The 18,047-nt window shown below is 40.7% G+C and carries 23 protein-coding genes; 17 read left to right on the top strand and 6 right to left on the bottom strand.

Going from position 1 to position 18,047, the window contains the following annotated elements:
* The first annotated feature begins 180 nt into the window (after nt 1–180).
* Genes gltB through SMUL_RS03535 form a run of 8 tightly spaced genes read left to right on the top strand, consistent with a single transcriptional unit; the run spans nt 181 to nt 10,449 of the window.
* Nucleotides 181–4,605 (top strand): glutamate synthase large subunit, encoded by a 4,425-nt coding sequence (gene gltB, locus SMUL_RS03500; protein ID WP_025343878.1) that lies wholly within the window; start codon nt 181–183, stop codon nt 4,603–4,605.
* Nucleotide 4,606: 1 nt separating this feature from the next.
* A complete protein-coding gene (locus SMUL_RS03505) occupies nt 4,607–5,989 on the top strand; it encodes a glutamate synthase subunit beta (protein ID WP_025343879.1) in 1,383 nt (460 codons plus the stop codon).
* Between the two features lie 10 nt (nt 5,990–5,999).
* The gene (locus SMUL_RS03510; protein WP_025343880.1) at nt 6,000–6,725 is read left to right on the top strand and encodes an inositol monophosphatase family protein; all 726 of its coding nucleotides are present in this window, start codon (nt 6,000–6,002) and stop codon (nt 6,723–6,725) included.
* 22 nt (nt 6,726–6,747) lie between these two features.
* Nucleotides 6,748–7,626, top strand: coding sequence for an acetyl-CoA carboxylase, carboxyltransferase subunit beta (accD, locus tag SMUL_RS03515; RefSeq protein ID WP_025343881.1), 879 nt, complete (start codon nt 6,748–6,750; stop codon nt 7,624–7,626).
* A complete protein-coding gene (locus tag SMUL_RS03520) occupies nt 7,623–8,078 on the top strand; it encodes a 23S rRNA (pseudouridine(1915)-N(3))-methyltransferase RlmH (RefSeq protein WP_025343882.1) in 456 nt (151 codons plus the stop codon). Before accD ends, SMUL_RS03520 begins: the two co-directional genes overlap by 4 nt.
* 53 nt (nt 8,079–8,131) lie before the next feature.
* Nucleotides 8,132–8,491: an RNA polymerase-binding protein DksA gene (gene dksA / locus SMUL_RS03525; protein WP_025343883.1), complete on the top strand. Its 360-nt coding sequence runs from the start codon at nt 8,132–8,134 to the stop codon at nt 8,489–8,491.
* A 12-nt stretch (nt 8,492–8,503) separates the two neighbouring features.
* Entirely contained in the window at nt 8,504–9,514 is a 1,011-nt protein-coding gene (locus tag SMUL_RS03530; protein ID WP_025343884.1) for a hypothetical protein, read from the top strand.
* Nucleotides 9,511–10,449: a tRNA dihydrouridine synthase gene (locus SMUL_RS03535; RefSeq protein ID WP_025343885.1), complete on the top strand. Its 939-nt coding sequence runs from the start codon at nt 9,511–9,513 to the stop codon at nt 10,447–10,449. The genes SMUL_RS03530 and SMUL_RS03535 overlap by 4 nt, the downstream gene beginning before the upstream one ends.
* On the opposite strand, the gene SMUL_RS03540 is transcribed toward SMUL_RS03535, so the two are convergent.
* The 4 genes from SMUL_RS03540 to fliN are packed head-to-tail and all read right to left on the bottom strand — an operon-like array spanning nt 10,443 to nt 12,918.
* Nucleotides 10,443–10,805, bottom strand: a complete 363-nt coding sequence (locus SMUL_RS03540; protein WP_025343886.1) for a hypothetical protein — start codon at nt 10,803–10,805, stop codon at nt 10,443–10,445. The genes SMUL_RS03535 and SMUL_RS03540 overlap by 7 nt on opposite strands.
* Nucleotides 10,802–11,677, bottom strand: coding sequence for an AEC family transporter (locus SMUL_RS03545; RefSeq protein WP_235674109.1), 876 nt, complete (start codon nt 11,675–11,677; stop codon nt 10,802–10,804). The genes SMUL_RS03540 and SMUL_RS03545 overlap by 4 nt, the downstream gene beginning before the upstream one ends.
* Nucleotides 11,678–11,737: 60 nt before the next feature.
* On the bottom strand, nt 11,738–12,610 hold the full coding sequence (locus SMUL_RS03550) for a hypothetical protein (protein WP_025343888.1): 873 nt from the start codon (nt 12,608–12,610) through the stop codon (nt 11,738–11,740).
* Nucleotides 12,607–12,918, bottom strand: coding sequence for a flagellar motor switch protein FliN (fliN, locus tag SMUL_RS03555; protein ID WP_025343889.1), 312 nt, complete (start codon nt 12,916–12,918; stop codon nt 12,607–12,609). Before fliN ends, SMUL_RS03550 begins: the two co-directional genes overlap by 4 nt.
* 168 nt (nt 12,919–13,086) lie before the next feature.
* Between fliN and SMUL_RS03560 the strand changes: the two genes are divergently transcribed.
* Both SMUL_RS03560 and SMUL_RS03565 read left to right on the top strand, forming a co-directional pair.
* Entirely contained in the window at nt 13,087–13,515 is a 429-nt protein-coding gene (locus tag SMUL_RS03560; protein ID WP_025343890.1) for an ArsC/Spx/MgsR family protein, read from the top strand.
* A complete protein-coding gene (locus SMUL_RS03565; RefSeq protein WP_025343891.1) occupies nt 13,500–13,799 on the top strand; it encodes a hypothetical protein in 300 nt (99 codons plus the stop codon). Before SMUL_RS03560 ends, SMUL_RS03565 begins: the two co-directional genes overlap by 16 nt.
* On the opposite strand, the gene SMUL_RS03570 is transcribed toward SMUL_RS03565, so the two are convergent.
* Together SMUL_RS03570 and SMUL_RS03575 are read right to left on the bottom strand one after the other, a co-directional pair.
* Nucleotides 13,796–14,380 (bottom strand): gamma carbonic anhydrase family protein, encoded by a 585-nt coding sequence (locus SMUL_RS03570; protein WP_025343892.1) that lies wholly within the window; start codon nt 14,378–14,380, stop codon nt 13,796–13,798. The genes SMUL_RS03565 and SMUL_RS03570 overlap by 4 nt on opposite strands.
* 99 nt (nt 14,381–14,479) lie before the next feature.
* The gene (locus SMUL_RS03575) at nt 14,480–15,403 is read right to left on the bottom strand and encodes an AEC family transporter (protein WP_025343893.1); all 924 of its coding nucleotides are present in this window, start codon (nt 15,401–15,403) and stop codon (nt 14,480–14,482) included.
* Between the two features lie 131 nt (nt 15,404–15,534).
* On the opposite strand from SMUL_RS03575, the gene SMUL_RS03580 reads away from it, so the two are divergent.
* From SMUL_RS03580 to SMUL_RS03610, 7 genes are all read left to right on the top strand, one after another.
* The gene (locus SMUL_RS03580; RefSeq protein ID WP_025343894.1) at nt 15,535–16,020 is read left to right on the top strand and encodes a HugZ family pyridoxamine 5'-phosphate oxidase; all 486 of its coding nucleotides are present in this window, start codon (nt 15,535–15,537) and stop codon (nt 16,018–16,020) included.
* Nucleotides 16,004–16,282 (top strand): DUF4258 domain-containing protein, encoded by a 279-nt coding sequence (locus SMUL_RS03585; protein ID WP_025343895.1) that lies wholly within the window; start codon nt 16,004–16,006, stop codon nt 16,280–16,282. Before SMUL_RS03580 ends, SMUL_RS03585 begins: the two co-directional genes overlap by 17 nt.
* Nucleotides 16,279–16,569, top strand: coding sequence for a hypothetical protein (locus SMUL_RS03590; protein ID WP_025343896.1), 291 nt, complete (start codon nt 16,279–16,281; stop codon nt 16,567–16,569). Before SMUL_RS03585 ends, SMUL_RS03590 begins: the two co-directional genes overlap by 4 nt.
* Before the next feature lie 86 nt (nt 16,570–16,655).
* Nucleotides 16,656–16,883 (top strand): DUF4160 domain-containing protein, encoded by a 228-nt coding sequence (locus tag SMUL_RS03595; RefSeq protein ID WP_025343897.1) that lies wholly within the window; start codon nt 16,656–16,658, stop codon nt 16,881–16,883.
* Nucleotides 16,867–17,106 (top strand): DUF2442 domain-containing protein, encoded by a 240-nt coding sequence (locus SMUL_RS03600; protein ID WP_025343898.1) that lies wholly within the window; start codon nt 16,867–16,869, stop codon nt 17,104–17,106. The genes SMUL_RS03595 and SMUL_RS03600 overlap by 17 nt, the downstream gene beginning before the upstream one ends.
* A gap of 62 nt (nt 17,107–17,168) precedes the next feature.
* Complete coding sequence (locus SMUL_RS03605; RefSeq protein WP_025343899.1) at nt 17,169–17,543, top strand: hypothetical protein; 375 nt, start codon at nt 17,169–17,171, stop codon at nt 17,541–17,543.
* Nucleotides 17,544–17,649: 106 nt separating this feature from the next.
* Nucleotides 17,650–18,018 carry a hypothetical protein gene (locus SMUL_RS03610; protein WP_025343900.1) on the top strand — a complete coding sequence of 123 codons (369 nt, stop codon included), beginning with the start codon at nt 17,650–17,652 and terminating at the stop codon, nt 18,016–18,018.
* Nucleotides 18,019–18,047 lie beyond the last annotated feature (29 nt).

An 18,047-nucleotide genomic window follows, 5' to 3' on the forward strand; every position in this document is an offset into this window, starting at 1 on the left:
TTTATTTTAATAAATTAATTGACAATTAATATGAATTGAGGTATGTAAATGCTATAAACATCGAAAAGTAGTGTTTAATTGAAAAATAAGCATTATTCATGTATTATCCTTCGCTTTTAGCTTAAAAATTTGTCAGATTTCGTCAGAATTTTGATGAAAATTCCACAAAAGGCTTGTGAAATGGATCTTATTACAGGATTTAAAGACAACTGCGGTTTTGGATTAATCGCAAACATAAAAAACATTCCAACCCATGAAAATGTCGAAGATGCTATCACGGCATTAGAGCGAATGATGCACAGAGGTGCCATTGCTGCTGATGGTAAAAGTGGCGATGGTAGTGGACTTCTTTTTTCTATGCCTGCTGAGTTTATGAAAAAAGAGGTACACAAATTAGGCATTGATCTTCCAAAGCAGTTTGCTGTTGCTATGATTTTTTTAACCACCGATGAACAAAAAAGAATTTTTGAAGAGACCTGTGAGCAAAACGATCTTAAAGTTCTTTTGTATCGCGATGTTCCTGTAAAAACAAAAGCCCTTGGAAAATTAGCACTCGATTCATTGCCTCAAATTATTCAAGCCTTCGTAACGTCCTCATCCTTAGTGGCAACCAAACGTTTTGAAGCACTGTTGTACTTGACACGTAAAATAGTTGAGCGAAAACTCGCTAATGAGCCTGATTTTTACATTGCCTCTTTTTCAAGTAAAGTGATTTCGTACAAAGGTTTGGTGATGCCAACCTACATCAAAACTTTTTTCCCCGATTTGAGCGATGTCGATTTTAAAGCAACCTTTGCCCTATTTCACCAACGTTTCTCCACCAATACGCTCCCCAAATGGAAACTAGCGCAACCGTTTCGAACATTAGCACACAATGGAGAGATTAACTCTATTTCAGCCAATCGTTTCAACACACACGTTAAAAGTGAGTGTATGAAAAGCACAATTTTCTCCGATGAAGAGTTGCAAAAATTATATCCATTGACGACGAATGATGTGAGTGACAGTGCGAGTTTGGACAACATGTTTGAATTTATGCTTATTAATGGATTTGACTTTTTCAAAGCCGTACGCTCACTGATCCCCGCTCCATGGCAAAATGCACCGCACATGGACTCAGAGCTTCGAGCTTTTTATGAATTCTCCAGTATCAATTTTGAGCCATGGGATGGTCCCGCAGCAATTTCTCTCACCGATGGTCGTCATATCGCCTGTGTACTGGATCGAAATGGTTTAAGACCTGCTAAATACATCATTACCAAAGATGATCGCATCATTATCTCTTCGGAGTATGGTGTTTTAGATATTGAAGAAGACAACATCATCGAGCGAGGCAGATTACAAAGTGGTCAAATGATCGGTGTGGATCTTAAATTTGGCAAGATCATGAAAAACGACGACATCAACGACTATTTGAAAAGCTCAAATACCTATACCGAATGGTTGAACAAAGGGCTTGTGTATCTGCAAGAGTTTGTGGACATTCCTTTTTCCAAAACAACGGATTATGTACGTGAAAATTTAGAACTTGAGCAACGCTACTTTAACATCACGCAAGAAGTCAAAAATATGGTCATCGAGCCAATGATGAAAGATGGCAAAGAGGGTGTTGGCTCTATGGGTGATGACACACCAATGGCTGCATTTAGTAAAGTCCAACGTAATTTCAGTGATTATTTCAAACAAAAATTTGCGCAAGTGACCAATCCTCCGATTGACCCGATTCGCGAAAAAGTGGTGATGAGTTTAAATACGAGCTTTGGTGAAATTCGCAACATTTTAGAAGAAGATCAAGAACATGCGATACGCATCAAATCGATCTCTCCTATTTTAATGCAAGAAAAGTACGAAATCTTAGACTCTTTTGGCGATTCTAGCAAAGCGCGCTATAAAGATGAGTATAAGAACCGCTACTTCTCAACACTGTTTGAAGACAACCTCAAAGGCAGTCTTGAAGATTTAGCCTATGACATTGCGCAAGCGGTTAAAAATGAGGGCATTCGCATTATTTTCTTGGATGATCGTGGCATGACGAGCAAGCTTAAACCGATGCCGATGATTATGGTGATTGGTCGCGTGAATCAAGTGCTTTTGGATGAAGGTGTTCGTTCACTCACCTCTATTATCGCCATATCGGGTGAAGCGATCGATACGCACTCATGTGCCTGTATGATGGGATTTGGTGCGAGTGCCATTTATCCTTATTTACTCTATGCCACCGTTTTGGATGAAGGCAAAAAGAGTGAAATGGGCGCGTATGAGATCAAAACAAAACTCAAAAATGTCAACCATGCTTTGGGGCAAGGACTTTTAAAAGTCATGTCTAAAATGGGTATTGCGACTATTGCATCGTACAAAAACTCAGCACTCTTTGATGTTTTAGGTCTTGGAAAAGACGTGGTTCATGAGTGTTTTGATGGTGCGATTTCACTGATTCCGGGGCTTTCGTATGAAGATGTGGAAGAGCGTTTAAGTCGTAACCATCATTTAGCGTATGAGCTTAACATCAGTAAAAAGCTTTTCCCTCTTGAAATTGGTGGTTTTTACAAATACATCGATGGGCAAGAGTACCATGATTATCATCCTAATGCGATTCATGCGATTCATAAAGCAACTACGAGCGGTGATAAAAAAGATTTTCATGAGTTCACAAAATTGGTAAATAATCGCGGACTTAAGATGATTCGCGATTTCTTTGAACTTAAATCTGATCGTGAGCCGATTGCTCTTGATAAAGTCGAATCAAAAGAGGCGATCTTTAGACGTTTTTCAACCGCAGCGATGAGTTTGGGCTCCATCTCTCCTGAAGCGCATGAAGCTTTGGGTGAAGCGATGAATAAGATCGGTGGTATGAGTAACTCTGGCGAAGGTGGTGAAGCACCTGAACGTCTTAAAAGCAATAAAAATTCACGTATTAAACAGATTGCATCGGGTCGTTTTGGTGTAACACCTGAGTATTTACGCTCAGCAACGGAGATTCAGATCAAAGTGGCACAAGGTGCAAAACCAGGTGAGGGTGGACAGCTTCCTGGGCATAAAGTAACGCCACTGATTGCAAGCCTTCGCTACACAATTCCAGGTGTCACGCTGATTTCGCCACCGCCGCATCACGATATTTATTCGATTGAGGATTTGGCACAGCTTATTTTTGATATGAAACAGATCAACCCAGAAGCAATCATCACCGTTAAACTCGTATCGACGGCAGGTGTTGGAACGATTGCAGCAGGCGTGGCAAAAGCCTATGCCGATAAAATCATCATCTCTGGCGGTGACGGCGGTACGGGTGCAGCACCTCTGACGTCCATCAAATTTGCAGGAAATCCATGGGAAATTGGTTTAAGTGAGGCGCATAATGCGCTTAAAGCCAACCACTTAAGAGACAGCGTGCATCTTCAAACTGATGGTGGACTCAAAACGGGTCTGGATGTCATTAAAGCAGCTTTACTTGGTGCGGAGAGTTATGCGTTTGGAACACTTTCGTTAACGATCATTGGGTGTAAAGTGCTTCGTGTTTGTCACTTAAACCGCTGTTCTGTGGGTGTGGCAACACAAGATGAAAAACTCAGAGAGCATTTTGTAGGAACGGTCGATAAGCTGATTAACTTCTTTACGCTTTTAGCGGAGGATGTTAGAGAAATTCTTGCACACCTTGGGTATACGCGTATGGAAGAGATTATTGGACGCAGCGATCTTCTAAGCGTAATAGACGACGCATTTGCGAAGAAGTTTGATTTTTCTTCCGTATTAATGAGGCTTGAAGGTCCTGATACACACAATGGTAAGTCGAATGATCCGTTTGATAAAAATGAATTTGAGAAAGCCATTTTAAAAGATGTCTATAAAGTCATTGAAAATCCAGATGAAAAAATAGTCTTGCACAAAAGTATTAGCAATACCAACCGTAGTTTTGGAACACTCATCAGTGGTGAAATCGCGAAGTTTTACGGCAATAAAGGGCTCAAAGATGACAGCATCGTCTTTAGGCTCAATGGCGTTGCAGGTCAATCTTTGGGGGCATTTTTAGCCAATGGAATTAACATCAACCTCAAAGGCACGGCGAATGATTATGTTGGTAAAGGCATGAATGGTGGTAAAATCGTCATAGCGCCTAAGTATCAAGGCAGAGACTACTCATGTGCGGGCAATACCTGTCTGTACGGCGCAACAGGTGGTAAGCTTTACATTGCAGGCAATGTCGGGGAGCGTTTTTGTGTCCGGAACTCTGGCGCAACGGCTGTTGTTGAAGGTACTGGAGATCATGCGTGTGAATATATGACGGGCGGTTTGGTTGCCATTCTTGGAAATACAGGCGTGAATTTTGGTGCTGGTATGACGGGTGGTGTCGCATTTGTTTATGACGAAACACGTGATTTTATTGATAAACTCAACCAAGAGTTAGTGATTGCGGAACGCATTGATACGGATGATATGGATGAAGCACGCCACTTCTTGAAGCGACTTTTACGAACCCATATTAACGAGACAACAAGCTTTAAAGCAACGCATATTTTAGATGATTTCCGCCACGCGGTAAGAGATTTTTGGATGGTGAGACCTAAAGATATGACGAAGGTACCACTCAATCCTGAGCAAGGAGACTAAGATGCAAAATTTTGTGAATGAAGAGAGATGTGAGCCTAGAAAACGCTCAACCGGTGATAGAGTCAAAGATTTTAGAGAAATTTATGAAATTTTGAGTAAAGAAGATGCCTCTTTGCAAGCCGATCGTTGTATTCAATGTGGCGATCCTTTTTGCCATAGCAAATGTCCTTTGCACAACTACATCCCCTTTTGGCTCAAAGCCACGAGTGCAATGAAGCGTGATTTGGCGTTTAATCTCTCCAATGAGAGCAATCCATACCCTGAGATTACAGGGCGAATTTGTCCACAAGATCGTCTTTGCGAAGGCGATTGTACGCTGAATGATGGGCATGGCGCGATCACCATTGGGGCGATTGAGACCTTTATCTCAGAAGAGGGATTTAAAAAAGGGTTGAAGCCAAGTTTTCCAGGCATTACGACGAAGAAAAAAGTCGCCATCATTGGAGCAGGCCCTGCAGGACTTGCCTGTGCAACCTACCTTTTACGTGCGGGTATTGCGGTCAGTATGTACGAGAGACAAAACAGAGCAGGTGGACTTTTAACGTACGGCATTCCTGGTTTTAAACTCGATAAAGAGGTTGTCGCACGTCGTGTCAGATGGCTTCAAGACGCGGGAATGACCTTACATGTAAACACCCATGTGGGTAAAGAAATGAGCTTTGATGAGATCGCACACAGCCATGATGCCCTATTTTTAGGTGTGGGTGCAGAGAGTCCTCGCAAAGCCAATATTGCCAATGAAAATGCGAATGGTGTTTTTATGGCAATTGATTTTTTACGCTCTATCCAGAAAAAACTTTTTAGTGAAAGTTACGATAAAAAGTTTGAAGTCAAAGGCAAAAACGTTGTGGTTATCGGTGGTGGTGACACGGCGATGGATTGTCTAAGAACCTCGATTCGTGAAGGGGCTAAAAGTGTCACCTGTCTTTACAGACGCGATAAATACAATATGCCTGGTTCTAAAAAAGAGTTTAAAAATGCGATCGAAGAGGGTGCAGAGTTTGTTTACAACGTAACGCCAAAAGAGATTTTGGTGAACTCTGAGGGACAAGTGATCGGCATTGATATGCACAAAACGATTTTAGGTGCGAAAGATGCGAGTTGTCGTCAATGCGTTGAGATCGTTAAAGGTGGCGATTTTAGAGTGGATGGCGATATTATCATCTTTGCCCTTGGTTTTACGCCAAGTGTTCCAACCTTCTTGGCAGAAAATGGCATTGAGGTTAATAAATCAGGCTGCATTGTCGTCAATGCGGAGTATCAAACCAGCAAATCAGGTGTGTATGCAGGCGGCGATTGCAAACGAGGTTCTGACCTTGTGGTTACAGCTGCAAAAGAGGGCAGAGATGCTGCGCTTAGCATCATCAAAAAATTGCTTGGATAATGAGTCCCATGTGAGCTTTTTAAACACCGCGATAAATGCCAATGAAGAGCTGTTTGAGCTTTTACATGTAAAAGGATTAAACGCGTCGCATCACCACCTTTTTGCCGTTGGCGCGGGTGGCGATGTGAGTGCTGGCATTGACCTCGAAGCCGAGCAGATTTTCATCAAACATCTTTTGCCTTTTGGTGAGATTGTCTCGGAAGAGAGTGGGGTGATCTCCAGCCCCAACGCTCATGCGCGCATTATCCTAGACCCCATTGATGGCAGTGACAATCTTCTCTCCCATCTTCCTTATTATGGTACCTCTATTGCCTATTTTGAAAACGAAAAATGCACGCAAGCGATCATCACCAATTTAGCCAATGGCGATGTTTTTATCAAAGATGAAACGGGTTTACGCCAAGGAAAAATAGGAAAAAAAGACTTTACATTGGTTACATATAACGCCTTTTCAAAGGTAGGAATTTTTGAGCGTTCTTACTGTTCCAAAAAGGCACATGAGAAGCTGCACGACGCTAAAATAAAGTACCGATCCCCAGGCGCTTTTGCCCTCTCTTTAGCCTATGCCCACGATGTTTCCTTTGTGCTGTATGAAGGCGTTATGCGCTCCTACGATGTCGAAGCGGGTCTGTTTATGTGCGAGGATTTACATACCTTTTATGGGGGAGATATTTTCCTCGTAAGCAAAGATAAGGAAATTTTTGATAAAATAAAAAGTTTATTTATAAGTAATTAGCTTTCAAAGAGGATAAAAACCGATGCGATTTGCAGAAATTTTCTCTAAAATCCGAAAAACGCAATCTGCTCCAAGTGAAGCGCCAAGCCACTGGGTCAAATGCACTGCGTGCCAATCTTTAATGTATTACAAAGAGATCGAACAACGTTTTAATGTCTGTCCAAAGTGTGGTTTTCATATGCGTATCTCTGCAAAACAACGAATTGAACAGCTCTGTGATGAGGGAAGTTTTGTTGAGTTTGACACCAATCTCATACCGATAGATCCTCTGAAATTTGTGGATAAAAAATCCTATAAAAAACGTATCGAAGAGGCGCAAGAAAAAACAGGAAAAAACTCATCAGTCATGTGTGGCTCATGCAGCATTGAGGGTGTGCCCGCTCAGATTGTTGTCTTTGACTTCGCCTTTATGGGCGGAAGTTTGGGCTCCGTTGAGGGTGAAAAGATTGTAAGAGCTATCAACCGCGCTATTGCCAACAAAGAGGGCGTGATTATCGTGAGTGCGAGCGGTGGTGCGCGTATGCAAGAGAGCACCTTCTCCTTGCTTCAAATGTCTAAAACATCCGCTGCTTTGACCAAACTCGCTGATGCCAAATTGCCCTACATCTCCATTTTAACCGATCCGACGATGGGTGGAGTCAGTGCGTCTTTTGCCTTTTTGGGCGATATCATCATGGCAGAACCGGGTGCCCTTGTAGGATTTGCAGGTCAGAGGGTTATCAAACAGACCATTGGTGCCGATTTACCAGAAGGGTTCCAAAAAGCGGAGTTTTTATTGGAGCACGGTTTGATTGATATGATCGTAACGCGTACCGATATGAAAAAAGTGGTCGCAGACTTGTTGAATCTTTTAGGTGGGAGTTGCAAAAACGATGCATTTGAGTTAAGACTCAAAGCATGAATGTAAAGATTTTTACGATCGAAAAAAGCAGCGATAAGGCACTCGAGGCGATCGCTGGCGAATACACTAAAATGATTTCTCGCTTTGCCAAAGTCGAAGAGATTAAGATCTTTAATAAGCAAATTGCCTCCGCTCAGATGATCGGAGAAAAAGAAGCGCGAGCTTCTTACACAAAAGCGTACGAATCCCATTTAAAAGGGTACAATGTTGCACTTGATGTGGAAGGGGAACAGCTCAGCAGTGAGCAGTTTAGTACACTTTTCGATCAAGATGTGAGCATTAATTTTTTTATTGGTGGTGCTTTTGGGTTTGAAGAGGGTTTTTTAAGCAAAACTCAAAAGATTATAAGTTTAAGTAGATTAACATATGCGCACAAAATCGCGAAAGTGGTTTTATTTGAGCAGATTTATAGGGGATTGTGTATAAAAAACAACCATCCCTATCATAAATAGTTGATTATAATGCAACGTTATTTCAGGTCAATTTTTTGTAAAGGAAACAAAGGATGAGAGAGCACGAGCTAAAGCATTTCGAGGACATTCTCAAAGAGAGACGCGTCCAAATCAAAAAAAATATCGAAGACTCAATGCGAGAAATCGAAGATCTTAAAGATACCGATGTCGGTGATGAAGCAGATCATGCTTCCGTGAGTACCGATCGTATGATCGAGCAAGCAATTAGTGCACAACAGATGAAAGAGCTCAACGAGATAGAGTTTGCTCTCAACAAAATTCGAAATGGCAGTTATGGCATTTGTGAAATGTGTGAAGAAGATATTGGTTTTCAACGCCTCAAAGTTAAGCCACATGCGCGCTACTGCATTGTGTGCCGTGAGATCATTGAGAAATCAGCAAAAAATAAATAAGTAGGAAAAGCCATGGGAATCAAACGCTATATCCTTGTGACGCTCATTTACATGTTAGCCATTGGACTGTATATCTATAGTTTTAATGGTGAAAGTTATACCCTTGAACTGTTTGGTCTCTCATTAAGCTTGCCTATAGCGTTATGGGTACTTCTCCCTGTATTCTTCTTGGCACTTGGTTCTATCGGGCACTTGGTATTTTATAATTTCAAAGATTTTCTCTACAAAAGAGCGTTGAAAAAAGACAATGAACTGTTTCAAGAGTCTGCTAAAAATCGTATTTTAGGTGAAGAGGTTACCACTTCGTATAAAACCGAGGGATTTAAATTTGCGGGAAAAGTGCTACAAAGTATGCGTTTTGATGCGACACTTCCAACATCGTTTATTGAAGAAGAGGTGGCAAAAGCATGTGCGGTTGCGGTGAGTGTGACAAACGGAAATTACGAAGATCTAAAAAAATATAAGCTTTCTAAAACCAATCCTCTTGTGATTCAAAATAGTATCAATCGTCTTAAAATTGAGCCTCGCTTTGCACTTGAGGTGCTTAAAAATTGTAAAGAACTTAACAGTGAATTGTGCAAAAAAGCGTATGAAGCATTGCTTGATTTTGCAAGTTTTAATGAAATTAAACGGTATGATTTTCCCACCGATAAAGATGCCTTTACCCATATGATGAAACGCTACTTAGACGCGGATGATAGTTTTGAGATGGATATTAAATCAATTGAAGATATGCTAGAGCAGTTTAAAGCCGATAGGGCTGATTACCTAGAGCTTGCACGCGAAATGAAGATGAAATTAACACCGGACGCTTTGATTGCACTCTTTGAAAAACTTTACAACTCCAAAGGTACCGTTGCGACGGATGCTTATTTGTATGTACTTTATGATCTTCAAATGATTGATAAAATTCGTGAACTTCTCCTCAATTCTGATGGTGAAGAGTTTGTTAAATTTAAAACCATTATGTTCTTACGCGACCATGGTAAAAGTATTGACATCGAAAAATTCTTGCACGCATGACTTCCGAGATAGACTTTAGTAAGGGCATTTTAGCCCTTGCACCTCTTGCTGGCTTTACCGACCTTCCTTTTCGTAGCGTTGTTAAAAAATTTGGTGCCGATGTCACCTTTTCTGAGATGATCAGCGCGAATGCGCTGCGTTATGGATCTGAAAAAACCTTTAAGATGATCACCAAATCCCCACGAGAGACGCCCTACATTGTTCAGATTGCAGGATCAGACTTAGTCTCAATTAAAGAGGCAGTGCTGGCTTTAAATGACATTGAAGGCATTGATGGGATCGATCTTAATTGTGGTTGTCCTGTGCCTAAAATTATCTCCCAAGAGGCAGGCTCTTCACTGCTTCTCAATCTTCCGCACATGCAAAAAATTATTGAGACGATTAAGACGCATTCAAACAAACGTTACACCAGTGCTAAAGTGCGCCTGGGCTTTACGACCAAGATTCCTGAAGAGATTGCACAAGCGTGTGAGAGTGCAGGGGTTGATTTTATGAGCATGCACGGCAGGACGCGTTCAGGAGCGTATAAAGCCGAAGTCGACTACCAAGCGATTGCAAGAGCACGCGCGTCTGTGAAGATTCCTCTGATTGCCAATGGTGACATCACCAGCTATGAAAAAGCCTTACATGTAAAAGAGCTCACAGGGTGCAATAGCTTGATGATTGGGCGAGGAGCGGTGGGAAATCCGTGGATTTTTTACCAGATCAAAAATGAGCTCGTACACGTTGAAAAAACCAAAATTTTAGAAATTGTCTTAGAGCATTACGATGCAATGGTCGATTTTTACGGTCAAAAAGGGATTTCGATTTTTCGTAAACATCTGCACACCTATTCCAAAGGGTTTCGCGAAGCGTCTGAATTTAGAGATAAAATTAATCGTATTGAAGATGGAGTGCTGATGAGAGAAGCTATTTTAACTTTTTTCGCTCAATAGCCGTCATCAAAGCCTTGTGCTTTGTGTTTATCTTTTTTATAATTACCTCGATACTTCTCTTTCTCCAGTAAATTAGCCTCTTTTAAAAGACGTTTGTGCGTCTCTTCCGTGTCTATTTCTTCTAAGTTCACAATGCTATTGGCGACCAAATTGGCGTAATTTTCCAGTCCATTCGTATAGGTTGAATCGAGTCGGATGGGTTCGACTTTTCTGAGTGTCTTAAGCCCTTTTTCGGCACGTTTGACAAACAAAATAAAATCAAAATTTTCATTTTTAAGCGCACTCACGCAACTGCCTAAAAAGCGCTCCAAGGATCGGATGTATTTAACGCGAGCGTCTTTGTCGTTGATATTCATGGCATACTCACGATGTTAAGATAGTGTAAAAGGTTGCTGATAAGGATAAAAAAAGGTATAAAAACCAAAGAGGTGAAAAAGACCAAGAGAGTCACATCTAAGGGCTTGCACTCATACAACGCGGCTAAATTGACGTTCGTGACCGCCAATGGTACAATCAGCTCAATAAAAATCAGGGTCGCGACCATCGGCTCCAAATCAAGCAAACCATAGAGAATCCAACCGGCAATCAATGGTGTGATGACAAACTTAATAACGCTTACATGTAAAAGAAGTTTCGTGTTGATACTGCGAAGTTTGATGTTGTAAAGGTACATACCAAAAATGACCAATTGAATGACCATCGTACAATACGCTCCCATCTCTAAAGGAATAAGCATCGCAGGATGCAGGTGGATCTCAAAAATGTTCATTAAAAGGGCTAAGGAAGCAAACCAGATCACAGGTAATTTGATGATGTTAAAGAGAGATTGTTTGATGCTAAAATTGCCTCTGGAGTAGAAGAAGACGCCAAGGGTATAGACGATAAACACATTGGTGATGTTGATCATGCTCATGTACAAAATAGATGCATCTCCAAAAAGTGCAATGCCCAGAGGAATACCCAGATTGCCTGTATTGCCAATGATTACACAGATGGTGATGATGGATTTTTCTTTAATGTCCTCTTTGAAAAAGATAAAAGCAATGAGAGAGCTTATCAGCACGCAGATTAGCGAAATCGTTAGGTACCAAAAGGGTGCTTCGAGGAGTGAAAACTCAATCGGACGGCTGGAGAGTCCCCAAAATGAGAGCATGGGTTGTAAAAAATAGATGGAGAGAAGGATCATCCCTTTTTCATTCATCTCCTCTTTGAGCATCCGCTTTGCCATAAATCCTAGAAAGATGAAGGCGTAGATAGACAAGATGGAGATAGCGATGGTCATAAGGTTTTAACGGAGCTCATCTATAGGGGTGTAATCTGCGGAAGCCTTGTTTTTATAGGTGCTGAGTTTATTGTCTTGAAGCTTAAGGTAGTCATCCAAACGTCTGCGATTTTCCTCAAAAACCTTTTCAAAATCGGTGTCATCTTTGACTTCGCCATTTTGAAATTTCTCTAAAAGAACGTTGGAATTTCCTGTCATCACGAGGTATTTGATGGTGCCATACTCAAAAAGTACCACACTGTTTTGGTTATCGATCTGTTTTTTATGCAACAGCGTCACCTCTTGTTGTGTGCCTGTTTTTGGGTTGAAAAGCCATGATTTCCCGCCCTTTTGAGCAGCAGCATTGGATGGTTTGATCGTTTGAATCGCCAGTCGTTTTTTAATCCAAAACATCACGAGCACCAAGAAGAGTAAAATAGCAATCACAATAATATAGCGCGTGTCGATCAGATCAACAGAAGAGGAAGGCACGGTTGGAAGGGATGAACTCACCGCTTCTGAGGAGCTTTGTGTCGGTGCTTGCATCACACTACTGCGAATGCGAAGCCCAAAACCATCAACGGTTTTTGAGGCAATGACACTTACTTTTTTATCGCTTTTCAGCACCACTTTAAGGGTATTGTTTTTTTCAGGGATGATGGTCAGTTCTTGAATGATGTTGGAGTTAATGCTCTTCTCGATCATCTTGTCATACCCAAGATCGTTAATCGTAAGCGTAATAGACGTTGCATCATTTTTTTGAGAGATACTGCCTTCATGGGGGGCATCAAACGAGAGCATCACATCAACGCGATCACTTCGCTCGTAGACATTGTAGGTCAATAAATTAGACGCATTTACCCATGAAAGTAACACGAGGAGTGCGACAAAAAGTCTCATACGTTCTCTTTTTTAAAGTATTGGATGACGGTTTTGGAGTCTAGGATTTCATTGATACGGATCGCGAGGTTTTTCTCATACACCATCACCTCTCCTTTACCAAAGATTTTGTTGTTGATGTAGAGTTCAACACTTTCACCTGCAGGTTTTTCAAGGTCGATGACGGAACCTTTTTCGAGTTTTAAAAGTTTTTGAATCGTAATATTGGTCGTGCCAAGCTCTGCCACAAAATCGACATTAATATCTAAAAGATTTTCAAATCCCGAGAGAAGTTTGCGTGCGACATACTCTTGATCGACTGCGTCCAATGCTATTCCTTTACAGATGTGTTCACCTAACAAAGCAAAAACTCTTCCAAACCTTGGTGTATAGGTTTATTATAGTTTATTTTGTTTAAATTGTTTATTAAGCTAGATTTTAGTGGTATGATGTTTGGTATAGCTTTTGCATAGACCCTATCTAAACGCAAAGGAGCGATGATGTTTAAAACGACACCCAATCAGGTCATTTTCTACGAAAAAACAGGCTGTAGTGGGAACGCTCGTCAAAAAGCGCTTCTTAAAGAACACGGTGTCATATTTGAAGTGCGAAGCCTTTTGGACACACGCTGGGATGTGCAAACATTGAACGCATTTTTTGAAGGACTAAGCCTCAAAGAGATGCTCAACCCTTTTGCTCCACAGCTTAAAGATGGGACGTTTAAAGTGGACGATTACACCAAGGAAAGTCTTATCGAAAAAATGGTGCAAGAGCCCATTTTGATCCGTCGTCCGCTGATGCAAATTGGTACTGTAAAGCTCTGTGGTTTCGACATTCCAAAGCTTAATTCCCTTTTACATGTAAAGATGCCAATTCCCCAAAATATCAACGCCTGTTTAAGCAGTGACGCATGCAACAATGCTTAGAATATATCTGTCGCGAGTTTGAAAAGGTCAAGGACTATCTGCATGCGCCCACACCTGCCAAAGAGCTGATCATCAACAATCTTTTTGCCAATTTTATGGACTGTTTTTCGGAGTATCCGTTTGAAAAAAAGCGCTACCCCAAAGAGTTTTTACACAGTGCCAATCTCTACAATGCAGGCGATGTGGTGATGCTCAAACGCTTTGAGGACATTGGGATGCGCTATTTACTGCTGAGTGATTTTTACGATTATGTCAAAATCACCCATTTGTATCACAAAGTCTAATCTTCCTTCAAACTTGCCAGTTTGGCACAGAGCTTTTGCGTCACTTTTTTGGTCGTCGCTTCATCGCGCTCCAATCCGTAAACGCTAAGAGGAAAATTCAGAGGTTTTTGGATGCGCCAGATGCACTCGTGCTCTTCGGTGGGCAGTATGGAAGCAGGATTGCCCACGGCAACCCAACCGATGGGTACCATGCCATCAGGTTTGACATAGGACTTGATATGAACCACGGCGCCAATGCGAATTTCACTGCGCGCGCCAACGTGTGCGCCATGCAAAACAGAAGCATTGGTTGCCACAAAGACTTCTTCTTCCAAATGACAGCCAACGACATGCGCGTGTGGGCCGATGAGGCAGTTGTTTGCGATAGTGAGTGGGTGATTATCAAGGCTTCGAAGCACCGCATTTTCCATAACAACACACTCGTCGCCAATGCAAATCGCGCCGCCTTCTGCGATAATTTGCGCCCCAAACAAAATGCGAGCGTTCGTACCAATGGTGACATTGCCATAAACCATAGCATTAGGAGCGATAAACGCGGTAGGGTCGATGCGCGGAGATACGCCTTGATGACTTGAAATCATAGAGTTTCCTTTTGAAAGCACAACGTGTGTGGATGAGATAAGATAGAGATGAAATTATACTGCTAAGCGGGGCAAATAAAGCTATAAAAAAATAAATTTTTAGAGTGAAACGATATGAAAATAGTTCAAAAGATAACTGATAAAGATAAGATAAGGGATGAAAATAAACGAGGTAAAAAAGACCAAAGAGGCGACATCGACGGGCTTACAACCATAAATTGCTGCGACGTTGATGTTATTGAGTGCCAAAGGCATGATGAGCTGAACCAATAAGATTGCGGCAACCATTGGCTCGATGGGAAGAAGGTAAAAGAGTATCCAAGCGCTTAGCAGAGGTGCAACGATGAACTTCACAAGGTTTACATGTAAAAGCAGTTTATAATTGAGCGTTTTAATTTTGACATTGCACAGATACATGCCAAAGACGATGAGTTGAAGCACGATCATACAGTATGCACCCATCTCTAACGATTTAAAAATCGTCGGTGGAATCTGAACCTGTGCGAAATTCAGTGCTAGGGCGATAAAAGACGCCCAGATGACAGGAAGTTTGATGATATTGAGCAGGGATGCTTTGAGATTGGACGTGCCACCTGAGTAGAAGAAAACGCCTAAAGTATAGGTCATAAAGGTATTGGCAACGCTGATCATACTGGTGTAAATGATAGACTCCTCACCAAAGAGCGCAATGCCCAAAGGGATACCAAGGTTGCCTGTATTGCCAAGGGCTACGGCGATACTCATGATCGCTTTTTCTTTATCGTCCGTAAAAAAAAGTCGCGCAAAGATGTAGCCAAGCACAATCGTCACACACGAAATCAGCACATAATACAACGGTACTTGCAATAAAGAAAGCGTGATGGGTCTGGTGGAAAGTCCCCAAAACGAAAAAATTGGGTGCAGAAAATAGACAGTGATGATGCTCATGCCGCGCTCTTGTATCTGCTCTTTAAAAATCTTTTTCGCGATAAATCCAAAGAGGATAAAAACATAAATCGACAAGATCGCAATGGCAATATTCATAGCAAAGACTCTTTACATGTAACGATTTTAAAAAAGGGTATTGTAACGCAAATTGAAGCAAACGGTTTAATTTTTAGGACACTTTAGCCCTTTAGTCGTCGCATGCTAGAATGAAAGGAAAAAGAGAATCCATGAAAGAATTTATCAAAAATATTCAAACCGCCATCATCGGCACACTGGACAAAAATAACCTTCCTTTTTCATCCTATGCCCCGTATATTTACGATGCCAACCGTTTTTATGTCTATATCTCCGACATTGCAACACATGCCAAAAATATTCAAAAAACCCCAAAAGCCTCACTCTTTTTCGTGGAAGATGAGAGTAAAACGGAGAATTTATTTGCCAGAAAACGCGTATCATTGCAGTGCGACAGTGTGAAAATAGCGCGAGGCAGTGAACGTTTTGAGGAAGTTTTAAGTCTGTTTGCAGAGAAATTTGATGCGAAGATGGTCGCAACGTTGAAAAAGATGACCGACTTTAATCTGTACGAATTCAAAGTGCATTACGGCGAAGCGACCTTTGGGTTTGGAAAGGCGTATTTTATCGGTGGGGAAAATATGGACGAACTCATAGCAAGAACAGGTGATAATCCGCATCATGGAACAGAAAAATAGTGTATTGACAAAACATCAACTGTTGCAACTTCAACGAGGTGTGAGTTTTGAAGAGGTGCTTGAGCTGATTGTTCAAGGTAGCGTTTTAAATCGCCTCATGCATCCTAACCGTGAAAAATACCCCCATCAAGAGATTTTTGTTGTTGAGATGAAGGGGTACATTTGGTATGTTCCTTTCGTGGAAAATGAGAGTGAAATTTTTTTAAAGACCATTATTCCGAGCCGAAAACTGGTCAAATCCTTTGGAGGTAAAAAACAATGAAAACAAAAAAAATAGTCCTAGATACCGAAGAAGCAGAACTTCTCAGTGAGATAGAAGCAGGTGAATGGCACGAAAAACCAATGGATGAGCAAGAACTGAGTGCGTACCAAAACCATGCCAAATATACCAAAGCATTGAATGAAAAAAGACAAACCACCATTCGCTTTTCCGTCAGTGACCTAGCCATACTCAAAGCAAAATCCAAAGAGCTGGGCATCGGGTATCAAAACCTGATTCAAGCGCTGGTACATAACTATGTGAAGGGTGATATTAAGCTAGAAATGTGAGGGTTTTGGCTTTACATGTAAAGGGGAAAATTAAAAGTTTAGCCCCTTTTTGCGGTATAATATTCTTAAACGGATAGGGAATGTGAATGCCTACACTTTTGCTTCAAGACGGTTTTAAATTTTTCTTTTATGCCAATGAGCATGAGCCAAAGCATATTCACGTGATGAAAAATGAGGGTTTTGCAAAAATTGAGTTAGAGCACTTGAAAGTCGTACAAAATTATTTGAAACCAAAAGATTTAAAAATAGCATTGGCTATTATAGAACAACACAAAGACGAATTTGAAAGGAAGTGGAATGAGTGGTTTAATTAAAGGAAAAGAAGTCCATTTTGACGATACCTATTTACATGTAAAGCTCAGTGATGAACGCATCATTTCAACGCCGCTTGATTGGTATAAACCTCTCAAAAATGCCACATTGGCTCAGCTCAAAAATTACACATTTATCTGTTTAGACTCTGGCATCGAATGGGAAGAACTTGACTATCAGCTCAGTATTGAAAGTATGTTACATGGTGAGAGTAGAGTCGCTTGATTGTGTAAAAAGTTAAAAGTTTAGCCCTGCCTCGTATTGAAATTAAATTAAAGGTAAACGTAATGTATAAAAAACTGATTATGCCAATATTTCTTATTCTTATTTGTGGTTGTGCCAGTACAAAAAATTATGAAATGAAATTAGATAGCTGGCTTGGGCATAGTGCTAATGAACTTGTTAGTTCTTGGGGGTATCCTCAGAGTTCTTTAGTTGCTCCGAATGGGAATACGGTGTATATTTATGGAAATTCTGGTAGTTATAGGATGCCTTCACAAACAAATAGCACATATAATGTTGTAGGGAATACAATTTATGGGAATTCATATACAACGGGTGGGCAAACTATAAATTTTTGGTGTAGAACTTTTTTTGAAGTCAATGAATCAAAAAAAATAATTTCTTGGAAATGGGAAGGCAATAATTGCATTTCAGAATAAAAATGATGCTATCAAATAACAAAACTTCTTTTTTTAAAATTTAACTCTTACCCTTTGTCTTCTTAGCGTATTTATCAAATATCATGTGTAAAAAAATGGAGCATTGATGAAAATATTGAGATGGATATTATTTTTACCTTTAGGCTTTGTTGCCTCATTTGTATTTGGCTTTCTAGCAGCTATGCTAACTAATTTTTTTGGTGGAGCTAGTTGGTATGTTTGGCTTGTTAGCGGCGCAGCATCAAGTGGTGCATTTATCATTGTTTCATTAAAAGTAGCACCTGAAGAGAACTCAATATCAAAATGGCTAACTTTTGCAACAGTTAGTATATTAGGTTTTATAGAAATAATTGGTCCATTTCTGTTCAGCACTGATTTATCAAAGTCTTTTGCTGGTGTAGCAATGATAATTATGGCAATTAGTGTAATCCACCCCTTTAATAAAAAAAATGAAACAAAAAAATATAAGTATTAAGTAGATTTTCTTAGTTTAAAATTTACTTT

Origin of the sequence: Sulfurospirillum multivorans DSM 12446 (assembly GCF_000568815.1) — a bacterium.
Taxonomy (GTDB): domain Bacteria; phylum Campylobacterota; class Campylobacteria; order Campylobacterales; family Sulfurospirillaceae; genus Sulfurospirillum; species Sulfurospirillum multivorans.

What these genes read in the sequence shown, in the direction of transcription:
- SMUL_RS03505 (WP_025343879.1), top strand. Translation starts at nt 4,607, where the DNA reads ATGCAAAATTTTGTGAATGAAGAGAGATGTGAGCCTAGAAAACGCTCA.
- SMUL_RS03580 (WP_025343894.1), top strand. Translation starts at nt 15,535, where the DNA reads ATGAAAGAATTTATCAAAAATATTCAAACCGCCATCATCGGCACACTG.
- SMUL_RS03570 (WP_025343892.1), bottom strand. Translation starts at nt 14,380, where the DNA reads ATGATTTCAAGTCATCAAGGCGTATCTCCGCGCATCGACCCTACCGCG.
- SMUL_RS03575 (WP_025343893.1), bottom strand. Translation starts at nt 15,403, where the DNA reads ATGAATATTGCCATTGCGATCTTGTCGATTTATGTTTTTATCCTCTTT.
- SMUL_RS03540 (WP_025343886.1), bottom strand. Translation starts at nt 10,805, where the DNA reads ATGAATATCAACGACAAAGACGCTCGCGTTAAATACATCCGATCCTTG.
- SMUL_RS03595 (WP_025343897.1), top strand. Translation starts at nt 16,656, where the DNA reads ATGCCTACACTTTTGCTTCAAGACGGTTTTAAATTTTTCTTTTATGCC.
- SMUL_RS03535 (WP_025343885.1), top strand. Translation starts at nt 9,511, where the DNA reads ATGACTTCCGAGATAGACTTTAGTAAGGGCATTTTAGCCCTTGCACCT.
- SMUL_RS03520 (WP_025343882.1), top strand. Translation starts at nt 7,623, where the DNA reads ATGAATGTAAAGATTTTTACGATCGAAAAAAGCAGCGATAAGGCACTC.
- SMUL_RS03585 (WP_025343895.1), top strand. Translation starts at nt 16,004, where the DNA reads ATGGAACAGAAAAATAGTGTATTGACAAAACATCAACTGTTGCAACTT.
- dksA (WP_025343883.1), top strand. Translation starts at nt 8,132, where the DNA reads ATGAGAGAGCACGAGCTAAAGCATTTCGAGGACATTCTCAAAGAGAGA.
- SMUL_RS03590 (WP_025343896.1), top strand. Translation starts at nt 16,279, where the DNA reads ATGAAAACAAAAAAAATAGTCCTAGATACCGAAGAAGCAGAACTTCTC.
- gltB (WP_025343878.1), top strand. Translation starts at nt 181, where the DNA reads ATGGATCTTATTACAGGATTTAAAGACAACTGCGGTTTTGGATTAATC.
- accD (WP_025343881.1), top strand. Translation starts at nt 6,748, where the DNA reads ATGCGATTTGCAGAAATTTTCTCTAAAATCCGAAAAACGCAATCTGCT.
- SMUL_RS03530 (WP_025343884.1), top strand. Translation starts at nt 8,504, where the DNA reads ATGGGAATCAAACGCTATATCCTTGTGACGCTCATTTACATGTTAGCC.
- SMUL_RS03600 (WP_025343898.1), top strand. Translation starts at nt 16,867, where the DNA reads ATGAGTGGTTTAATTAAAGGAAAAGAAGTCCATTTTGACGATACCTAT.
- SMUL_RS03545 (WP_235674109.1), bottom strand. Translation starts at nt 11,677, where the DNA reads ATGGCAAAGCGGATGCTCAAAGAGGAGATGAATGAAAAAGGGATGATC.
- SMUL_RS03550 (WP_025343888.1), bottom strand. Translation starts at nt 12,610, where the DNA reads ATGAGACTTTTTGTCGCACTCCTCGTGTTACTTTCATGGGTAAATGCG.
- SMUL_RS03610 (WP_025343900.1), top strand. Translation starts at nt 17,650, where the DNA reads ATGAAAATATTGAGATGGATATTATTTTTACCTTTAGGCTTTGTTGCC.
- SMUL_RS03605 (WP_025343899.1), top strand. Translation starts at nt 17,169, where the DNA reads ATGTATAAAAAACTGATTATGCCAATATTTCTTATTCTTATTTGTGGT.
- SMUL_RS03565 (WP_025343891.1), top strand. Translation starts at nt 13,500, where the DNA reads ATGCAACAATGCTTAGAATATATCTGTCGCGAGTTTGAAAAGGTCAAG.
- SMUL_RS03560 (WP_025343890.1), top strand. Translation starts at nt 13,087, where the DNA reads ATGATGTTTAAAACGACACCCAATCAGGTCATTTTCTACGAAAAAACA.